This is a genomic window from Pedobacter sp. SAFR-022 (genome assembly GCF_051965375.1).
Classification (GTDB): domain Bacteria; phylum Bacteroidota; class Bacteroidia; order Sphingobacteriales; family Sphingobacteriaceae; genus Pedobacter.
Genome location: NZ_JBQCME010000008.1, coordinates 62,375 through 81,638 on the forward strand (window position 1 = coordinate 62,375; position 19,264 = coordinate 81,638).

Below are 19,264 nucleotides of genomic sequence, written 5' to 3' on the forward strand. Positions count from 1 at the left end.
GATGACAACAATAAAAGGACCGGCTATCTTCTTAGCCCAGTTTATTCAGGAACAGGCGCCATTCAATTCTCTTGAAGGGATATGTGAGTGGGCGGCAGGATTAGGATTTGTCGGCATACAAATGCCAACTTTAGATGATCGTTTTATCAATCTGAAACTGGCTGCTGAAAGTAAGACTTACGCGGACGAATTAAAAGGAAAAGTGAACAGCTTTGGTCTGGAAATAACAGAATTATCCACACACCTGCAAGGACAGCTGGTAGCGGTAAACCCTGCATATGACTTGGCCTTTGATGCTTTTGCTCCGAAAGAGCTACATGGCAATCCTCAGGCAAGAACAGCGTGGGCGGTACAGCAGCTGAAATATGCGGCAAAAGCCTCCCAGAACCTTGGTCTGAATGCGCATGCCACCTTCAGTGGATCACTGTTATGGCATATGTTTCACCCATGGCCACAACGTCCTGAGGGATTGGTAGAGGCTGGCTTCAAGGAGCTTGCAAAACGTTGGTTGCCGATCTTAAACACATTTGATGAATGCGGCGTTGACGTTTGTTACGAGATCCACCCGGGTGAGGATCTATTTGACGGCATAACTTACGAGATGTTCCTGGAGAAAGTAAACAACCACCCTCGTGCATGTCTGCTTTATGATCCATCACACTTTGTACTGCAGCAACTTGATTATATTCAGTATATCGACTTCTATCACGAGCGTATTAAGGCCTTCCATGTAAAGGATTCCGAGTTTAACCCTACTGGGAAACAAGGCACATTCGGCGGCTATCAGAGCTGGGCAAATCGTGCAGGCAGATATCGTTCGCCAGGTGATGGACAGGTGGATTTTAAAACCATCTTCAGCAAATTGACGCAATACGACTTTAAAGGTTGGGCGGTAATGGAATGGGAATGCAGTCTTAAAGACTCCAATGTTGGTGCAAGAGAAGGTGCTGAGTTCATTAAAAAACATATTATTCCAGTGACAGACAGAGCCTTTGACGACTTTGCTGCAACAGGCGCTGATGAAGACTTTAACAACAAGATTTTAGGATTATAGCCCGAAGAGCCGGGAACAACAATACACTTATGAAAAAACTAACTTATTTACTTGGATGCCTGACCTTTGTTTTTGCATCCTGCGGTGGTGGCGATTCAACGAAAACAGAGTCTGCCACAACCAATACAGAGACCACTGCAGCTGCCGGTGAATCAGGTGCTGTTCATAAAGGAAAACAGCTGATCGATAAATCGGACTGCCTGGGTTGCCATAATGAAACCACAAAGGTGATCGGTCCTTCTTACGTTGATGTGGCAGAGAAATATCCAATGAGCGAATTGAACGTAGACGAATTAGCGGATAAGATCATTCGTGGTGGAGCTGGTGTTTGGGGCGATGTACCAATGACACCACACCCGGATTTATCTAAAGAAGACGCAAAAGAGATGGTTAACTACATCTTGTCTTTGAAAAAATAATCATTCTTTTAAACCAAATATAAGCAATGGAAAACAAGACAAATGATCAAAACGTCACAACCAGGCGTTCATTTTTGAAATCTGGTGCGATTGCGGCAGCTGCCTTTACAATTGTACCACGTCACGTTTTAGGTGGAAACGGCTTTTTAGCACCTAGTGACAGATTGATTATCGCCGGCATAGGTGTTGGTGGAAAGGGACAATCGGATATTGCGATGTTCCACAAAAGCGGTAAAGCGGACATCGGATTTCTTTGTGACGTGGATACCCGTCGTGCCGCAAACTCAGTGAAAGCATTTCCAAAGGCTAAATTCTATAAAGACTGGCGCGAGATGTTAGATAAAGAATCTAAGAACTTCGACGCTGTGTCTGTTTCTACACCAGACCATAACCATGCTGTACAGGCTATGGCTGCAATGCAGCTTGGCAAACACGTGTATGTACAAAAACCACTGACACACGACATTTATGAAGCGCGTGCCTTAACCGCAGCGGCGAAGAAATATAAAGTCGTGACCCAAATGGGTAATCAGGGTGCCTCGAATGATGGTCCCCGTCAAATGAAGGAATGGTATGATGCAGGGCTTATCGGTGATGTACATACCGTTTATGCCTGGACCGACAGACCGGTTTGGCCACAAGGTATTCCATGGTCTACCAACAAAGCGGAAGTACCAAAAGAGCTGGATTGGGATCTATGGTTGGGTACAGCTCCGTACAAAGATTATGTAGATAAACTTGTTCCTTTCAACTGGAGAGGTTGGTGGGATTACGGAACTGGTGCATTAGGTGATATGGGCTGTCACTTGTTGGAAGCTCCATTCAGCGTCTTGAACCTGAAATATGCCAGTGAAGTTCAAGCAAGCGTAGGAACAGTTTATGTTGACGAGTTTAAACGCGGTTATTTCCCGGATAGCTGTCCTCCATCAAGCCACGTAACGTTAAAGTTCCCTAAAACAGATAAAACTAAAGGCGAAGTAACTGTTCACTGGATGGATGGCGGTATACAGCCGGAAAGACCTGAAGAACTGGAAGCAAATGAAGTATTCGGAGATGGTGGAAACGGAACCTTGTTCATCGGAACCAAAGGTAAAATGATGGCAAGCACCTACTCTGCAGATCCTAGACTACTTCCATTAAGCAGAAATAAAAGCATTAACGTTCCTGAACGTTTTGCAAGAGTAAAAGATGGTGCAAATGGTCACTATGCACAATGGGTTGAGGCTTGTATTGCTGGACACGGCAAAAAAGAAGTTAGTTCTCCTTTTGAAATTGCAGGTCCGCTTACCGAAGCGCTACTTATGGCGAACCTTGCCATCCGCGGCGTAGATGTTCAGGCGAAAGATGCACAGGGCAGAACCATTTACCCAGGACGCAACATCAAGTTACTGTGGGATAACGACAGTATGAAGGTCACCAACTTCGATGCTGTTAACCAGTTTGTAAAAAGAGAATACCGCAAAGGCTGGACCCTTGGCGCTTAATAGAATCTTCTAACCTAAATAACGCCCGGTAAAGCCGGGCGTTATGATTAAACTCAAATGATGAAAAAATATATTTTTTCCGCTTTAGTGCTTACCGCATTATTCAATACAAATGCTGTGAATGCACAGGAATCAAAGAAAATAGCAGGTTGGCATCCGTATGGCGATGAAAGCGCTGCACACGGTTGGACCTTTGAAAAAGGTGTGATTCACCTGGATCCAAAACTACGCCAGGGACACGGCGTTGACCTTGTAACCGATAAAGAATATGAGAACTTCGAAATGAACCTGGAGTGGAAGATTGCACCTAAAGGCAATAGCGGCATCATGCTGTATGTTCACGAAGATCCAAAATACAAGCAGACCTACGCTACAGGATTAGAGATGCAGGTTTTAGACAATGAGGGACATCCAGATGGCAAGATCACCAAACACCGTGCGGGAGACTTATACGACCTGGTTAAAAGCACTTCAGAGCCCGTAAAGCCGGTTGGAGAATGGAATAAAGTAAAGGTCGTAAGTAAGAACGGTAAGCTTGATTTCACCTTGAACGGTGTGAAGATTGTTTCAACGACCTTGTGGGATGAGAACTTCAAGGCTCTTGTAGAAGGTAGTAAATTCAAAGGCTGGGAAGGCTTTGCTGCCTACAAAAAAGGTAGGATAGCCTTACAGGACCACGGCGACGAGGTATGGTACAGAAACATTTCCATTAAAGAACTTAAATCTAATTAACGCTGAATACACAATGAACTTAACCAACCGTATTAAACTATCAAGCATGATGTTCCTGGAATTTTTCATCTGGGGCTCATGGTTTGTTACACTGGGTACTTTTATCGGAAATAACCTGCAGGCCACAGGTTCTCAAAGTGCCGCAGTCTTTTCCACACAATCCTGGGGAGCGATCATTGCCCCGTTCATCATCGGGCTTATTGCAGACAGATTTTTTAATGCGGAAAGAATCTTAGGTGTTCTACACCTGATTGGTGCAGTACTGATGTATCAAATGTATCAGGCACCGGATATCTCCTCGTTTTATCCTTATGTACTATCGTACATGATCTTGTTCATGCCAACCTTGGCGCTGGTAAACTCTGTTTCTTTTAACCAGATGAAAGACCCTGAGAAGGAATTTTCAACCATACGCGTATGGGGAACCATCGGCTGGATCGTTGCAGGTTTATTGATCAGCTTCGTCTATCATTGGGATTCTCCTGAAGGTATTTCAGCAGGATTTTTAAAGTATACATTCCTGATGGCTGGTATCGGATCTCTTGTTCTAGGTTTATTCAGTTTCACACTTCCAGCGACACCGCCAAAAGTATCAACTGGTGAAAAGGTTAGTGTGTCTCAGATTTTAGGACTGGATGCGCTTAAGCTTTTAAAAGATAGGAACTTTGCTATTTTCTTTATATCCTCTATTCTGATCTGTATTCCATTGGCGTTTTACTACCAAAATGCGAATCCTTTCTTGTCAAACATCGGACTGGATAATCCCACTGGCAAAATGACGATTGGACAGATGTCTGAAGTTTTATTCCTGCTGTTGTTACCTGTATTCTTTACCAGATTTGGCTTTAAGAAAACAATTCTGGTGGGTATGCTTGCATGGGCAGTTCGATATGCACTGTTTGCATATGGAAACGCTGGCGATTTAAGTTTTATGCTGATCATCGGTATTGCATTACACGGTATTTGTTATGACTTCTTCTTTGTATCGGGTCAAATTTATACCAATTCAAAAGCGGGTGAGCAATTCAAGAGTGCTGCTCAAGGCTTAATTACTCTTGCAACTTATGGTATCGGAATGCTAATCGGATTTGAAGTTGCCGGAATGATTACGGATACATACAAGCAAGCTGATGGGACTTTCGACTGGAGCATGATCTGGATTATTCCAGCTGGAATTGCGGCAGTAGTTTTTATTCTTTTCGCATTATTCTTTAATGACAAGGAAAAGGTAAAAGTAGAAGGTATTTAAAAGATAAAAATGGAACAAAAAAAAGGTAGACGGGATGCCTTGAAGAGTCTTGCGATTGCTGGTGTAGCGCTGGGTACACCCATGACACTTCAGGGATTCACGCTAAAATCTGATACAAAATTGGCACTAAAAGGCAACGTAAACCATGCAGTATGCAGGTGGTGCTTCGATAGCATCAATCTTGATACATTATGTATCGAATCAAAAAAGATGGGCATTACTGGGATTGACCTTGTCGGTCCAAAGGATTGGCCAACTTTAAAGAAGCATGGTCTTACCTCTTCCATGTGCAATGGTGCCGAGATCAATCTTGTAGACGGATGGAACGACCCGAAGTTTCATGAAACGCTCATCAAGAGCTATTCGGAAATGATTCCGCTTGTTGCTAAAGCCGGATATAAAAACTTGATCTGTTTCAGTGGAAACAAACGCGGGAAAGATGATGAAACCGGATGGAACAACTGTGTAGCAGGTCTCAAACAAGTGATCGGCATTGCCGAGAAGCACAATGTTGTACTGGTGATGGAATTGCTTAACAGCAAGAAGGATCACAAAGACTATCAGTGTGACCGCACCTCCTGGGGCGCTGAACTGTGCAAACGCCTGGGCTCTGAGAACTTCAAGTTATTGTACGACATCTATCATATGCAGGTTGATGAAGGCGACGTTATTCAAAACATCAGAGATTATCATCAATATATTGGGCACTACCATACCGCGGGTGTACCTGGAAGAGCGGAGATTGATGAAAGCCAGGAACTCTATTATCCTGCAATTGTGAAAGCCATTCTTGCAACAGGATTTAAAGGCTTTTTAGCACAGGAGTTTATCCCGCGGGCAAAGGATAAACTTGGCTCCCTGAGAGCAGCGATCAATATTTGCGACCAATAAAAAATTACTATGAACTCCAGAAGAACATTCATTAAACAAGCCGGTATTGCAGCAGCAGCCGGCTTAGTGCTTCCTTCCTTTGCCTGTGTCAAATCATCCAAAGTTGTAGGATTACAGTTATACTCCCTAAGAGAGTTGCTTCCGCAGGATCCAAGAGGCGTCATCGCCAAAGTGGCTGCAGCAGGTTATAAAGAGGTAGAGACCTACGGTTATTCTGCTGAAGGCGGATTTTGGGGCCTGGATCCAAAGTCGTTTAAAAACCTTTTGATTGAAAATGGCCTGACCGCTCCAAGCGGGCACTACGGTATCGACAAATACATACAGGATGGTAACGAAGAAGAACTAAAATCTTTCATCGCCGCAGCAAGTGCAATCGGCAGTGAATACCTTACGGTACCTTACCTCGGTGACGCGCTTCGCCAGAATGCAGACGATTACAAGAAAGTTGCAGCAAAACTCAATCAGGCAGGTGCCTTATGTAAGGCATCAGGTTTAAAGATCGCTTATCACAATCATGACTTCGAACTGAAGTCCTGGGGCGAAACCACCGGACTGGAGATCATGCTTAAGGAAACCGATCCGAAGTTAGTAGATTTTGAGATGGACATTTACTGGGTAGTGAGATCAGGCAAAGATCCCATACAACTTTTCGACGCATACCCTGGAAGATTCACCATGTGGCATGTCAAAGACATGGACAAGGCGAACAACGAAAAAAACATTGAAGTTGGAAGTGGTGGAATCGACTATAAAACGATCTTCAAAGGCGCTAAAAAAGCCGGCTTAAAGCATGCCATCATGGAGCAGGAAAACTTTGATATGGAGCCTTATGCGAGCATCACCCAAAGTCAGAACTACATTAAAACTGAATTACTTTAAAGTGTTATAAAGTTTAAGCATATTTGTTGAAAAGAAAGCCCACAATTTCGTGGCATATTAGAAAAAGCGTAATATATAGATGAAAGTCGCAGTTGTAGGTGCCACAGGTTTAGTAGGCACTGTAATGTTGAAAGTATTAGAAGAGCGTAACTTCCCGTTAACTGAATTAATCCCTGTAGCATCAGAAAAGAGTGTTGGTAAGGAAATCAGCTATAAGGGTAAGAAGTATGCTGTCGTAAACATTGATACTGCAATTGCGATGAAGCCTGCTATAGCCCTTTTTTCTGCTGGTGGAGACACTTCTCTTGAACATGCTCCTCGTTTTGCAGAAGCAGGAACCATCGTTATCGACAACTCCTCTGCCTGGAGAATGGATCCAACGAAAAAGCTGATCGTACCGGAAGTTAATGCACATGTGCTTAATATAGACGATACCATTATTGCTAATCCAAACTGTTCCACTATTCAAATGGTTGTGGCCTTAAAACCCCTACACGCCAAATACAAGATTAAACGTGTGGTGGTATCAACTTACCAGTCTGTAACCGGAACGGGTGTAAAGGCGGTTACCCAGATGATGAACGAACGTCAAGGTATTACCGATGGTCCAATGGCTTACGCCTACCCTATCGATCTAAATGTAATTCCTCAGATTGATGTGTTCCAGGAAAATGGTTATACCAAAGAGGAAATGAAGATGATCAAGGAAACGAAAAAGATCCTTGATGATGACACGATTCGCATAACCGCCACTACTGTACGTATCCCTGTAATGGGTGGACACTCAGAATCTGTAAACATCGAGTTTGAACAGGATTTTAATGTAGAAGAGGTACGTTCAATTTTGGCGCAGTCAAAAGGCATTACAGTAGTTGATGACATTGCGAACCTGAAGTATCCAATGCCGAAAGATGCACATGAAAAAGATGATGTCTTTGTTGGCCGCATCAGAAGAGATGAATCACAGCCAAACACTTTAAACATGTGGATTGTGGCGGATAACCTACGTAAAGGTGCTGCAACAAACGCCGTGCAGATTGCAGAACTGTTAATCCAAAAAGAGTTAATTTAATTCATAAACACCAGAATGTGATGTTGAAATTGTAAGCAATTTCGGCATCACATTTTTTTATGCCCAAAAACTTCGCCACATGTTAAAGTCCTCCATAAAGCTACTTTCATTATCGCTGCTGTTCATCTACACTTCGGCAAATGCCCAGCTTGCCCAAAGGCTCGATCGGGCTTTCAATGTACTTAATGCCGACAGCCAGGCCAAATATGCAACTACGGCTCTAGTGGTGCTTGATGCGGAAACAGGTAAGCAAATCTATGGGCGAAACGAGCATGTGGGTTTAGCCACGGCATCAACCCTGAAAGTCATCACCTCAGCAACGGCTTTTAGCCTGCTGGGTAAGGATTTTAGGTATCAAACCACTCTGGCCTATTCGGGCAATATTGCTCCAGACGGCGTGCTTCATGGGGATCTGCTGATCGTAGGTGGTGGCGATCCTACATTAGGGTCCTGGAGATATGCAGAAACAAAGGAACATCAGATCCTGAACCAATGGGTGAAGGCCATTCGGGAAGCAGGAATTAAATCGATAGCGGGAAAGGTTGTGGGAGATGATTCGCTTTGGGGCAGCAGCTCGCTGCCGGAAGGATGGATATGGCAAGATATTGGTAACTATTACGGCGCCTCTCCTTCGGCCCTGTCGTGGCGGGAAAACCAGTTCGACCTGCACTTAAGACCGGGTAATGGTACCGGGCGTCCGGTAGCGCTGCTAAGGGCTGTACCCGAGATGTCTTACATCAACATCATCAATGAACTTAAAACTGGTCCTGCGGGTTCAGGTGATAACGCCTATGCGTTTCTTCCGCCACTAGCGAACATCGCGTATCTCCGCGGTACATGGGGCGCCGGAATATCCAAAAAAGGTATTTCCGCGGCATTACCAGACCCCGCTTTTGATGCGGCTTACCGCCTGCAGGATACGCTTAAACGCCTGGGCATCTCCAGCACCGAAGAACCAACTACCGCCAGGAGATTAATCGCAGAAAAGAAGAACCAGCCAACCATTACGGCCAAGCTTGCCACCCTGAGTTCCCCGGCACTCAGCGAAATCATTTATTGGTTCAACAAAAAGAGCATCAACCTTTACGGTGAACACCTCATCCGTACCCTCGCCTGGCAGGCAAATAAAGATGCTACCACCAGAAATGGTGTTAAAGAAGAGCTGAATTTCTGGGCCGCCAAGGGAATAGATAAAAACGCGTTGAATATTGTAGATGGTAGCGGACTTTCACCAGGTACACGGGTCACCCCAGCCGCGATGGCAAACATCCTCTTTCAGGTGCAAAAAGAAACCTGGTATCCGGACTTCCTGAAATCCCTGCCAATCAATAATGGTATGCAGCTCAAGAGTGGTTCAATAAGTGATGTACAAGCCTATGCGGGATACTACACCGCAGCAAATGGTAAAAAATACGTCATCGTGATCAACATCAATAACTACTCCGGTTCAAAAATATCAGGTAAACTCTTCCGGGTACTCGATGTACTAAAATAATGGCTGCAGATTACCGGTAACATAATAGCCACTTTTGAGCGACTTCCTCATAAATTCTTTAAATTGCGATTGAATCGTCCATTTATAGAATCTTGATGAAGAAAATATTTCAATTACTATGCCTGCTGTGTGTTGCCGGGCAGGCATACAGCCAGGAACAAAATCAAATTGCCAGCACCACAGAGGTAGAAACCGCTCCAGCTGCGGTGACCAGACCCATCGCCATTATACCTGAGCCCGTATCCCTGGTAAAAAATGCCGGTGTATTCGTACTGCCAAAAAAGGTGCTCATACAAGCAGATAAATCAACATCCGTAAAACCGGCCCTTGATTATCTACAGCTGCATTTATCCATTCCAACAGGCAGCTTTGTAACGACACAGACTGATGCCACGACAGAAACCATCAGGTTTGTGTTAAACCCACAAGCAAACCCAACCTTGGGCAAAGAAGGTTATCAGCTTTCAGTAACACCTAAACTCATCACCATCAAAGCAAATACCGGTGCCGGCTTATTTTATGGTGTTCAGTCCCTATTACAACTTTTCCCAAAGGAAATCGCCTCCAAGGAACTTGTTGAAGGCGTAAAATGGACCTTACCATGTGTAGAGATCACCGACTATCCTAAACTTGCCTGGAGAGGTTTGATGTTCGATGTAGCACGTCATTTCTTCACTAAAAATGAAGTAAAACAGTACATCGATGCCATGGTGAAATATAAATACAACCTATTACACCTGCACCTAACGGATGATGAAGGCTGGAGATTGGAAATCAAAGGATTACCTAAATTAACGGAAGTTGGTGCATGGCGGGTTAAAAAAGAAGGCAACTTCGGCGATTTCGTTCCCCCTACCCCAAATGAACCCAAAGATTACGGAGGATTTTACACGCAAGATGATATCAAAGAGATCATTCAGTACGCTAAAGACCGGTATGTAGATATTATGCCAGAGATTGACGTGCCAGGCCATAGTCTTGCGGCCATCGCATCTTATCCAGAGCTTTCCTGCACACCAGGTGCGGAAAAATACCAGGTACGTTCCGGCGAAAAAATCATGGACTGGTCCCGCGGCGCTCCCCCTATCGCCCTTGTAGATAACACCCTCTGCCCTGCAAACGAGAAAGTTTATGCTTTTCTGGATACGGTGCTTACACAGGTCGCAGCACTATTCCCATTCGAGTACATCCATATGGGCGGCGATGAGGCACCCATCAACTTCTGGCAAAAGAACGATGCCATTAAAGCATTGATGCAGCGTGAAGGCATGAAAAGGATTGAAGAAGTTCAGGGCTATTTTGAACGCCGCGTAAAAACAATCGTGGAGTCCAAAGGCAAAAAATTCATTGGATGGGATGAAATCCTGGAGAACCCAATGCCGGCCAATACTACGGTAATGAGCTGGAGAGGTATGAAGTATGGCATTGAAGCCGCACACAAAGGGCATGAGGTCATCATGAGCCCAACCACCTATGCCTATATCGACTATATGCAGGGCGACGCGATCACCGAGCCTAAGGTTTACGCAACGCTAAGGCTAAACACTTCGTACGAGTTCGAACCCGTTCCAAAAGGTGTAGATACCAAGTTAATCAAAGGTGGGCAAGCAAACCTATGGACAGAACAGGTGTACAACATCCGCCAGGCGGAATACATGACCTGGCCGCGGGGAATGGCTATTGCAGAATCAATCTGGTCACCCTCATCTAAAAAGAACTGGAACAACTTCTTCAGCAAGGTTGAAGATCATTTTGACCGTCTTGATCTTGCCGAAACCAAGTACTCTCCAAGTGTGTACGACCCGATCTTTAAAGCTTCAAGAGCTGCAGACCGATCCTTAGTGATAGACCTGAGCACCGAAGCCCCGGGCATCGACATCTACTATAGTTTTGATAACTCTGAGCCGGATCGTTTTTATCCAAAGTACAGCGGAAAACTAACGCCGCCGAAAGACGCCACGATGTTTAGAGTAGTGACCTACAAAGGAAAAAAGAAAGTCGGTCGCATCATCAGTATGCCGATTGACGAGTTGAATAAAAGAGCAGGAAAAAGATAAAACTTGAGGTATTTCGTTCATATTGGCTATAACGGCCTGCATTATGGCGGCTGGCAGAAGCAGCCAGGCGTTGCAAACGTGCAGGGTGTTCTGGAGAAGTTCCTCAGCCAGGCGCTTAAAACACCCATAGCCATCAATGGCTGTGGCAGAACAGACGCCCATGTGCATGCCAGTCAGTTTTTCTTTCATATGGATGTTGAGCAGGAATGGGATTTCGATCTGATGTTCCGGCTCAACAAACTCCTGCCGCACAATATCGCCGTGTTCGACATCATACCGGTAGAAGCGCAGCGCCATGCCCGCTTTGATGCCGTAAAACGTTCCTACGACTACTTCCTGCATACCTATAAAAACCCGTTCTTACATGGACTGAGCTCGTATTACCTGCTGAACGACCTCAAATTAGACGAGATGAAGCGGGCTGTAGATTTACTGCCGAAATACAAGGATTACCGCTGTTTTTGTACCAGTCCGGATAAGTATGAACACACGGTTTGCAATGTGATGTCTGCTGATCTGTTAACCGATCAAAAGGGCGAGAAGCTACGTTTTCAAATCTCCTCTAACCGGTTCCTGAGTAAAATGATCCGTATTATTATGGGACAGCTGTTGAAGGTCGGCAAGGGGCAGTTGAGTGTTGATGGCTTCGAACATTATCTGATCTCCAGGGAAACACCCGAACTGATTACCCCGGCACATCCGCAGGGACTTTACCTATCCAAGGTAACTTACCCCTATCTAAACCTGCCGCCAAGAGAAGAATTCTCTTCATTTCTACAGAACCAGTCGGCAGATATCTGGATACCTATTTAAGTCCGGCATTACGCACCGCGGAATGAAGCGACTCCGTAGATAGGCTAATTCCATTGATAATGACCTTAGCTTTATTGTAATAAGGAAGGCGGTCTTCCAGTTTCTCCCGGATAAACTCAACCATTTCATCCGAATTAAGGTCCTTCAACAAGGGCCTTTTATGTTTTCCCTGCTCCAACCTTTTGGCAAGCGCTACAGGTGGCATATCAATAAAAACAGTAAGACCATGATGATTCATCCAGTCCATATTATCGTAGTAACAAGGTGTGCCCCCACCCGTGGAGATCACACAGCTGTCTGGATAGGCAAAGGTCTGTAGTGTCTCCTGCTCCAGTTGCCGGAATGCCTCCTCTCCATATGCCGCGAAATACGCTGGGATGGACATGCCTGTTGCCGTAGTGATCTGATGATCCAGATCAAAAAATGGGTAGTTTAATGCTGCTGCAAGGCGCTTTCCTGAAGTTGTTTTGCCGCTGCCCATAAAACCGATTAAGAATATTTTCATATCAAAGGAATGTTGTTCAAGCGGGCTTACTATGCCAGCTTTACCCGGGGATCTACAAAAGCATACAAGATATCTACCAATATATTGATCACCACGAATACAAATGCGATAAACAGGATGGAGCCCATCACGACCGGGAAATCCGACATCTCCAAGGCGAAAACCGTCGCTCGCCCTAAGCCATTGTATCCAAAGATGTACTCCACAAAGAATGATCCCGCAAGCAGCGATGCAAACCAGCCGGAAATTGCGGTAATCACCGGATTCATGGCATTTTTCAAAGCGTGCTTATAGATGATGGCGTTCCTGCCAAGTCCTTTTGCCCGGGCTGTGCGAATGTAATCCTGCGCAAGTACATCCAGCATCGCACTGCGCGTTAGCTGCACGATGATGGCTAAAGGCCTTAATCCAAGGGTAATCATTGGCAGCCACAGGTTTTTCCAGGTCATGATCTCCCCTTCAAAAGGATCGTAGCTGTATAAGCTGCCCGACATGTTCAGCCCCGTAAAATCGCTTAGTACAAATCCAAAGAGCCAGGCAATGATGATCCCCGCAAAAAAAGAAGGTGCCGAAATGCCCAGTATGGCAAAGGAATTTGCCGCATGATCTATCCAGCTATCACGATTTACTGCCGACAATATCCCGAGGAACACGCCAATCAGCGTTGCAAAGATCATTGCAGTCGCAGCAAGGATAAAAGTATTGGGTACAGTTTCGGCCAATATCGTGGTCACATCCCTTTTGGTCTGATAGGAACGGCGTAGATAAGGTACTTTCAAAGCGATAACTTCCTCCCCCAGCCCAATAAGTTTCACATAGTTGTATTTCTCCTGCTGATCTTTCCCATGGAGCCCTATTGGCGACAGATCGTTCAGGTATAAAAAGAACTGCACCGGCTTAGATTTATCCAGGCCAAATTCCTTTTTCACGGCTTCTAAGGATTGTACATCTGCACGTTGGCCCATGGTCATCCTTGCAGGGTCGCCGGGAAGCACGTTGAATAACAGGAAAACGACCACGATCACTCCTGCCATAACAGCCAGGCCATAAAGAAACTTTCTAAAGATGTATGGCCACATATTATTTATTGAAATATTGCTGCTTTAATTCTTCATAATCCGGCAGAAAAGCCGCACTCCATTTGTCCACAACAACGCCATTTTTAAACAAAAGTAAACCTGGACTGGAGCGTACCATGCTTTTTAAAGGCACCGCGTCTGCATAAAAAACTTCTATGAACAGCTTGTGCCGCTGGCTAAACGCTTGTGCATCCTGTGCAGCGTTCGAGGTAAGCAGCACCGTACGAACATTGAACTCCTCTGCAGCCTTCAATGCCAGCGCATTAATGGCCCCAAAGGAAGCAGTGTCGGTCTTTCGGAGATCATAGGCCACCACAACCAGGTTGTAGTAAGGATTCTCGATCAATTCTTTAGTATAATCAGTGCCCGAAGCATCAGAAATGTTCAGATCTTTTATTTTCACCTCATAACCCTTCTTTACCAGGCGACGTTCCGGATCACCAATGATCTCCCAGCTTTCATCCTCCCAGATCCCGGACTTCATGTAGTCTTTGTCGTTCATAGACTTGGTTTCACCACTGCCTTTATGCTTCATCTGATACACAATCTCAAACTCATCACCCTTTTCTCCCGCCGGAATTTTCATGAGTTCCGGCACGTTGTTCCCAACTTTATAAGGCAGAAAATCTACGATCGGAAGCGCGTAATAGGTGTATAACGTAAAAGCAAAGGATAGTGCTGTAACTACAATCAGGATCGCCATTGCCGGCTTTGAAGTCTTTGTAATAGGCACAATTCTGGTCCGGTTCAGGTATAAATAGATAATCATTAGCAAAAGCACCAGATCTTTTCCAAAGGATTGCCATGGCGTTAATGGAATTGCGTCGCCAAAGCAGCCACAGGAAGTAACAACCTTAAATACGGCAGAGACAAAAGTCAGGAAAGTGAAAAAGATGATGGTTATCAGTAATGCGAGCGTCACCTGTTTACTCCAGAAGCCACAAAGCAACAGAACACCAAGCACAATCTCCACCACACAAAGCAGCATGGCGATACCAGTGGCAAATTCGCCTAAGAAGGGAATATGAAAAACATCGAAATACTCCTGCAATTTATAGCCAAATCCCATCGGATCATTAGCCTTGATCAAGCCAGATAGTATAAAAAGCAGTCCTACGAATCCGCGGGAAAAGTTCAAAGCGATGTTTTTCATGGTAATGGTTTATTTCAGCCCCAGCTTTATCAACGCAAAAACAGCATAGTTTATCATATCCTGGTAGTTTGCCGCAATACCTTCAGATACCACTGTTTGGCCGGCATTATTTTCAATCTGTTTCACGCGTAAGATCTTCATCAAGATCAGGTCTGTTAAGGAACTGATCCGCATATCGCGCCAAGCCTCTCCGTAGTCATGATTTTTCGCAAACATCAGCTCCTTGGTCGTGTTCACGTGCTTCTCAAATAGGTTTTGCACTAAGGTAACATCCAGTTCATTTGGATCTTCGGCACTCAGGTCCATTTGCATCAGCGCAATGACGCAATAATTTACAATGCCAATGTATTCCGAGGTGATATCTTCGCCGACCTTATTAACTTTAGTTTCTTCCAGCGTACGAATTCTTTGCGCTTTGATGAAAATCTGGTCGGTAATGGACGACAACCGGAGGATGCGCCAGGCGGTACCATAATCTTTGGTTTTTTTAAGAAAAAGCGACTTACAAACCGCAATAACTTCGTCGTATTCTAATGAGGTATCTTTTGCCAAAACAATGAAAAATTTAGTCTAAAGCTGTTCTAATACTGTATTTTTGCATCAAAACATGGCTAAAGATACATTTTTAAACCGAAAGACGACACTCAACATCAAGGGCAGATTGTTTGATCTGCGTACACCGCAGGTGATGGCAATTCTCAATATCACCCCCGACTCTTTCTATTCAGCCAGCCGCACCGCCTCTGTTGAAGAAGCGCTACAAAAAACCGGGGATTTCCTGAATGCCGGTGCAACAATGATCGACATTGGTGCCTATTCCTCCCGCCCGGGTGCGGCCGATGTAAGCGAACAGGAAGAGTTGGACCGGATTGTACCTGTAGTAGAAGCTTTAGTGGCGAGGTATCCTGAAGCCGTTTTATCCATAGATACCTTCCGTGCGGCGGTTGCTAAGGCAAGTGTAGAGGCTGGCGCACACATCATTAATGACATTTCAGGCGGCACGCTCGACGAGCGGATGTTTGAAACGGTGGCCAAGCTAAACGTTCCTTACATCCTCATGCACATGAAGGGTACGCCGCAAACGATGCAATACGAGGCAGCCTACGATGACGTCGTATTAGAAGTCGTGGATTACTTTGCCAAAAAAATCGCACAACTCCGGGCATTGGGCGTTAAGGATATCATCCTGGATCCCGGTTTCGGATTTGCAAAAACACGAGATCACAGTTATGAATTGCTGAACCATCTGGAAGATCTTAAAATATTTGGCTTGAGCTATCTTGTCGGGTTTTCACGTAAATCCATGATTTCCAAGTTCCTGAAGGTTGATCCGGCAGATGCCCTGAATGGAACCACTGTACTCCATACTATTGCGTTGCAAAAAGGTGCCAGCATCTTGCGTGTACACGATGCTACTCCTGCTTTGGAGTGTATAAAGTTGGTGGAGCGCACACAACGCCGTTGATATATTTTACTTAAATTGCCAGAATGAAAGGTTTTGATTTTGATTTCGATTTCATAAAGATCACTGCAACGGATGTCGTAGACATCTTTCTGGTTGCCATGCTGATCTACTATGTGTATAGTCTGATCAAGAACACGCTCGCCGTAAACCTGCTTCTGGGGATGTTCATGATCCTGATCTTCTGGTTCGTTGTGGATAAGCTGCACATGAACATGCTATCAACAATCATCAAGAAGTTCATGGATGTCGGCATCATCGCACTCATCATCATCTTCCAACCCGAAATAAGGCGGTTCCTCCTGCTTATCGGGAAGAACACCTTTCTACAGAAGAATAAAGCGTGGTGGGGTTACCTTTTCGGTAGTAAAACGATAGAAGTGAACAATTTGGTTCGCATCCGGCCAATTATTGAAGCTTGTAAAAGCATGAAAAAGAGCCGGACCGGTGCACTTATCGTATTTGTGAAATATTACGATGATCAGCTGTTTGCGAACAGCTGTGAAACCATCGACTCCCGGATCTCCAAAAGATTACTCGAAAGTATTTTCCAGAAAAATAGCCCCTTGCATGATGGCGCTGTGGTTATTTCGGAGAATAAGATTAAAAGCGCAAGCTGTATCCTCCCCTTAACAGACAATGATACTTTGCCTCCGCAGTTTGGTTTGCGCCACCGGGCAGGAATCGGTATTTCAGAAAACACCGATGCAGTTGCCGTAATCGTTTCCGAAGAAACGGGCGAAATTGCCTATGCTAAGCAAGGTCGGGTAAGGATGAATGTATCCTTTGGCGAACTTGAAAAACTGCTGAACAAAGATTTTTGATTTTCAGGCACTTACCCCCCCTCCATTAAACATTTCACCATCAGGTACTCATCCTGTAGATTAGCCAAGACCATTAAGCCCATTAACGTGGGGTTAACAGGGGGTTGACAGGGGGTTGACAAGGCCTTGACATGGCCTCCGACTAGTCAACCCCTTGTGAAGCCCAGGCTAAGACCTTGTTTGTACTTAATCGAACAACTGAAGGTTATGAATAGACACCAAAAAGAAAAGGACCGCCAATGGCGGTCCTTTCAACGCGATAAGGCGTTTAATCTTTAATTAGCAATATTGTTCAAAAGCACCAACTAAGCTATCGGCAATCATTTGAGCCGGACGGCCTTCAATCTGATGACGCTCAATCATATGAACCAACTTACCATCTTTGAATAATGCCATTGAAGGAGAAGATGGCGGGAAAGGCATCATGTATGCTCTTGCTTTATCTACTGCATCTTTCTCCATACCTGCAAAAACAGTAACCAATTTGTCTGGATGTTTTTCATTCGAAGCAGCCATCTTTGCCGCAGGGCGCGCATTAGCAGCTGCACAACCACAAACAGAGTTAACGACTACGAACACGGTTCCTTCGCTGTTGATAGCAGAATCTACTTCTTCTGGAGTTTTCAATTCCTGAAAACCTACGTTGGTTAATTCTGCACGCATTGGTTCTACCAAATATTCTGGATACATATCTTAATTTTTAAAAGGTTCTTAAATTATAATCAAAGATAGCGTACAAGGTTCTGGCATCAAAGCTAATCGGCAATGATCCAGGTGTTTTTACCTTTATATTACGCTGGGCTAATTAACCAGGCGTTCAACTTCGTGCACATGCGCTTTAAAATCAGGGCATTTGTTTAGTACCACGCTCGCACTGTAATCTACGATGCAGATTATTTTACAGCCATGTTTCTTTAAATTCATGTGCTGTTCTGCAATGATATCATAATCGTCTGAGTCAAACTTCCGGTAGCCCGTCTGGGTGTCGAAATAGATAATTCTGTACATGTTGCAAAACTTTTCCGCTTTAAACGGCAAAACAGATCCTGTAGTTCAGGAGAAATTGATTACTTAACTTAAAATTGAGTCACATACAAGGGATCGAAAATCATTCCATCAATGCTGTCGCAATGATTGTTGAAATCGGTGCATTTTTGCTTAATGGATTGCCTCGCATAATCGACCACACAGATCACCAGGATTTTCTGTTTACGAAGCTGTTCTGCATTTGCGTGGATCTCTGCACCATTATCGGAATCAAAGGATCTATAACCGGCATCGGGTTCTAAATAGATAAGTCTGTACATAAAATCGCGGTTTGAACAAAAGAGTTCAAATTTATAGAGCCTGACAACCCATTAAACCCCCTTTTCCATACTGAGAATACGGTGTTTCTATTGCAACAAACGCCCGTGCCAATTGCGCTTTTCTTCCGAATTAGCGTCAAGCACTTACCAGGGAACACACTGGGCCTAAAGCAGGACTGCCAATTGCAGTATACTGCTTGTAAAAAACCAAATAAGACATTAAGGCCCTCCATGGTGGTTAAAACTCAGTATCCATTCGTCCGAAAGGAAAAAGCGATGGGGAAAAAAGCAACACTTTGCGGAGGCTTTGTACAAGTCGAATAATCAAGTATTGTAAAATTTTTTAAAAAGTTGAGTAAAATGCCACTACACCACGGAAACACCATCGAGAAAGTAATCAGAAGAGAGGGACATTCTTTAACCGATGTAGCAAGGCTGGCACGAGTAAACAGACGATCGGTGTACAACTGGTTTATGAAGCCCAAACTTAAGCCCGACATCATCCACCGGATTGGGCGTGTCATTGACCATGACTTTTCAATTGAATTTCCTGATCTTTTTACCTCCGAAGACTTCAGGACTAAACAAAAAGCTGAACCAGCAGTGGCCCCTGATGTTGAAGAGTTCGACATTTGGAGAGAAAAGTACTTGGATCTGCTGGAGCGATACAATATGCTTCTTGAGTATGAGGAGCGTAAACATCAAATTTCAGAAGCTCATGTATAAAATCGTCTTTATCAATACCCAAAATAAGCTTTACAAGCTGGATCTTCATAAAAATCCTAGTGA

At 44.5% G+C, this 19,264-nt stretch carries 21 protein-coding genes; 14 read left to right on the forward strand and 7 right to left on the reverse strand.

Annotated elements, in window-relative coordinates; all coding sequences use genetic code 11:
- Nucleotide 1 precedes the first annotated feature (1 nt).
- The 11 genes from ACTHQF_RS15995 to truA all read left to right on the forward strand — a co-directional run bounded on the left by ACTHQF_RS15995 (nt 2) and on the right by truA (nt 12,145).
- Nucleotides 2–1,054: a sugar phosphate isomerase/epimerase family protein gene (locus tag ACTHQF_RS15995; protein WP_440431748.1), complete on the forward strand. Its 1,053-nt coding sequence runs from the start codon at nt 2–4 to the stop codon at nt 1,052–1,054.
- A 29-nt stretch (nt 1,055–1,083) separates the two neighbouring features.
- Complete coding sequence (locus tag ACTHQF_RS16000; RefSeq protein ID WP_440431750.1) at nt 1,084–1,473, forward strand: c-type cytochrome; 390 nt, start codon at nt 1,084–1,086, stop codon at nt 1,471–1,473.
- Nucleotides 1,474–1,499: 26 nt separating this feature from the next.
- Nucleotides 1,500–2,957 carry a Gfo/Idh/MocA family protein gene (locus tag ACTHQF_RS16005; protein ID WP_440431752.1) on the forward strand — a complete coding sequence of 486 codons (1,458 nt, stop codon included), beginning with the start codon at nt 1,500–1,502 and terminating at the stop codon, nt 2,955–2,957.
- 60 nt (nt 2,958–3,017) lie between these two features.
- Entirely contained in the window at nt 3,018–3,689 is a 672-nt protein-coding gene (locus ACTHQF_RS16010; protein ID WP_440431754.1) for a 3-keto-disaccharide hydrolase, read from the forward strand.
- Nucleotides 3,690–3,702: 13 nt separating this feature from the next.
- Complete coding sequence (locus tag ACTHQF_RS16015; RefSeq protein WP_440431756.1) at nt 3,703–4,938, forward strand: nucleoside permease; 1,236 nt, start codon at nt 3,703–3,705, stop codon at nt 4,936–4,938.
- 9 nt (nt 4,939–4,947) lie between these two features.
- Nucleotides 4,948–5,829, forward strand: coding sequence for a hydroxypyruvate isomerase family protein (locus ACTHQF_RS16020; protein WP_440431758.1), 882 nt, complete (start codon nt 4,948–4,950; stop codon nt 5,827–5,829).
- Nucleotides 5,830–5,838: 9 nt separating this feature from the next.
- Nucleotides 5,839–6,708: a sugar phosphate isomerase/epimerase family protein gene (locus tag ACTHQF_RS16025; RefSeq protein ID WP_440431760.1), complete on the forward strand. Its 870-nt coding sequence runs from the start codon at nt 5,839–5,841 to the stop codon at nt 6,706–6,708.
- Nucleotides 6,709–6,787: 79 nt separating this feature from the next.
- Nucleotides 6,788–7,780 (forward strand): aspartate-semialdehyde dehydrogenase, encoded by a 993-nt coding sequence (locus ACTHQF_RS16030; RefSeq protein WP_440431762.1) that lies wholly within the window; start codon nt 6,788–6,790, stop codon nt 7,778–7,780.
- A 79-nt stretch (nt 7,781–7,859) separates the two neighbouring features.
- Nucleotides 7,860–9,275 carry a D-alanyl-D-alanine carboxypeptidase/D-alanyl-D-alanine endopeptidase gene (dacB, locus tag ACTHQF_RS16035; protein ID WP_440431764.1) on the forward strand — a complete coding sequence of 472 codons (1,416 nt, stop codon included), beginning with the start codon at nt 7,860–7,862 and terminating at the stop codon, nt 9,273–9,275.
- Nucleotides 9,276–9,370: 95 nt separating this feature from the next.
- On the forward strand, nt 9,371–11,332 hold the full coding sequence (locus tag ACTHQF_RS16040; protein ID WP_440431766.1) for a beta-N-acetylhexosaminidase: 1,962 nt from the start codon (nt 9,371–9,373) through the stop codon (nt 11,330–11,332).
- 3 nt (nt 11,333–11,335) lie between these two features.
- Nucleotides 11,336–12,145 (forward strand): tRNA pseudouridine(38-40) synthase TruA, encoded by an 810-nt coding sequence (gene truA, locus ACTHQF_RS16045; RefSeq protein ID WP_440431768.1) that lies wholly within the window; start codon nt 11,336–11,338, stop codon nt 12,143–12,145.
- On the opposite strand, the gene ACTHQF_RS16050 is transcribed toward truA, so the two are convergent.
- The 4 genes from ACTHQF_RS16050 to ACTHQF_RS16065 are packed head-to-tail and all read right to left on the reverse strand — an operon-like array spanning nt 12,138 to nt 15,434.
- Nucleotides 12,138–12,650, reverse strand: a complete 513-nt coding sequence (locus ACTHQF_RS16050) for a shikimate kinase (RefSeq protein WP_440431770.1) — start codon at nt 12,648–12,650, stop codon at nt 12,138–12,140. The genes truA and ACTHQF_RS16050 overlap by 8 nt on opposite strands.
- Before the next feature lie 29 nt (nt 12,651–12,679).
- Nucleotides 12,680–13,729: an ABC transporter permease gene (locus ACTHQF_RS16055; protein WP_440431772.1), complete on the reverse strand. Its 1,050-nt coding sequence runs from the start codon at nt 13,727–13,729 to the stop codon at nt 12,680–12,682.
- Between the two features lies 1 nt (nt 13,730).
- Nucleotides 13,731–14,882, reverse strand: a complete 1,152-nt coding sequence (locus ACTHQF_RS16060; RefSeq protein ID WP_440431774.1) for a BT_3928 family protein — start codon at nt 14,880–14,882, stop codon at nt 13,731–13,733.
- A 9-nt stretch (nt 14,883–14,891) separates the two neighbouring features.
- Entirely contained in the window at nt 14,892–15,434 is a 543-nt protein-coding gene (locus tag ACTHQF_RS16065) for a DUF1599 domain-containing protein (protein WP_440431776.1), read from the reverse strand.
- Between the two features lie 55 nt (nt 15,435–15,489).
- Here ACTHQF_RS16065 and folP point away from each other — a divergent pair, with 55 nt between their 5' ends.
- Nucleotides 15,490–16,347 carry a dihydropteroate synthase gene (gene folP / locus ACTHQF_RS16070; RefSeq protein ID WP_440431778.1) on the forward strand — a complete coding sequence of 286 codons (858 nt, stop codon included), beginning with the start codon at nt 15,490–15,492 and terminating at the stop codon, nt 16,345–16,347.
- Nucleotides 16,348–16,370: 23 nt separating this feature from the next.
- Nucleotides 16,371–17,168, forward strand: a complete 798-nt coding sequence (gene cdaA / locus ACTHQF_RS16075; protein ID WP_151154077.1) for a diadenylate cyclase CdaA — start codon at nt 16,371–16,373, stop codon at nt 17,166–17,168.
- Between the two features lie 279 nt (nt 17,169–17,447).
- Here the strand turns inward: cdaA and ACTHQF_RS16080 are convergent, their stop codons facing one another.
- The 3 genes from ACTHQF_RS16080 to ACTHQF_RS16090 all read right to left on the reverse strand — a co-directional run bounded on the left by ACTHQF_RS16080 (nt 17,448) and on the right by ACTHQF_RS16090 (nt 18,475).
- Nucleotides 17,448–17,858, reverse strand: a complete 411-nt coding sequence (locus ACTHQF_RS16080) for a BrxA/BrxB family bacilliredoxin (RefSeq protein ID WP_440431780.1) — start codon at nt 17,856–17,858, stop codon at nt 17,448–17,450.
- 111 nt (nt 17,859–17,969) lie between these two features.
- Nucleotides 17,970–18,176, reverse strand: a complete 207-nt coding sequence (locus ACTHQF_RS16085) for a hypothetical protein (RefSeq protein ID WP_440431782.1) — start codon at nt 18,174–18,176, stop codon at nt 17,970–17,972.
- Between the two features lie 68 nt (nt 18,177–18,244).
- Nucleotides 18,245–18,475, reverse strand: a complete 231-nt coding sequence (locus tag ACTHQF_RS16090) for a hypothetical protein (protein ID WP_440431784.1) — start codon at nt 18,473–18,475, stop codon at nt 18,245–18,247.
- A gap of 360 nt (nt 18,476–18,835) precedes the next feature.
- Between ACTHQF_RS16090 and ACTHQF_RS16095 the strand changes: the two genes are divergently transcribed.
- Nucleotides 18,836–19,201, forward strand: coding sequence for a hypothetical protein (locus ACTHQF_RS16095; RefSeq protein WP_440431786.1), 366 nt, complete (start codon nt 18,836–18,838; stop codon nt 19,199–19,201).
- Nucleotides 19,202–19,264 lie beyond the last annotated feature (63 nt).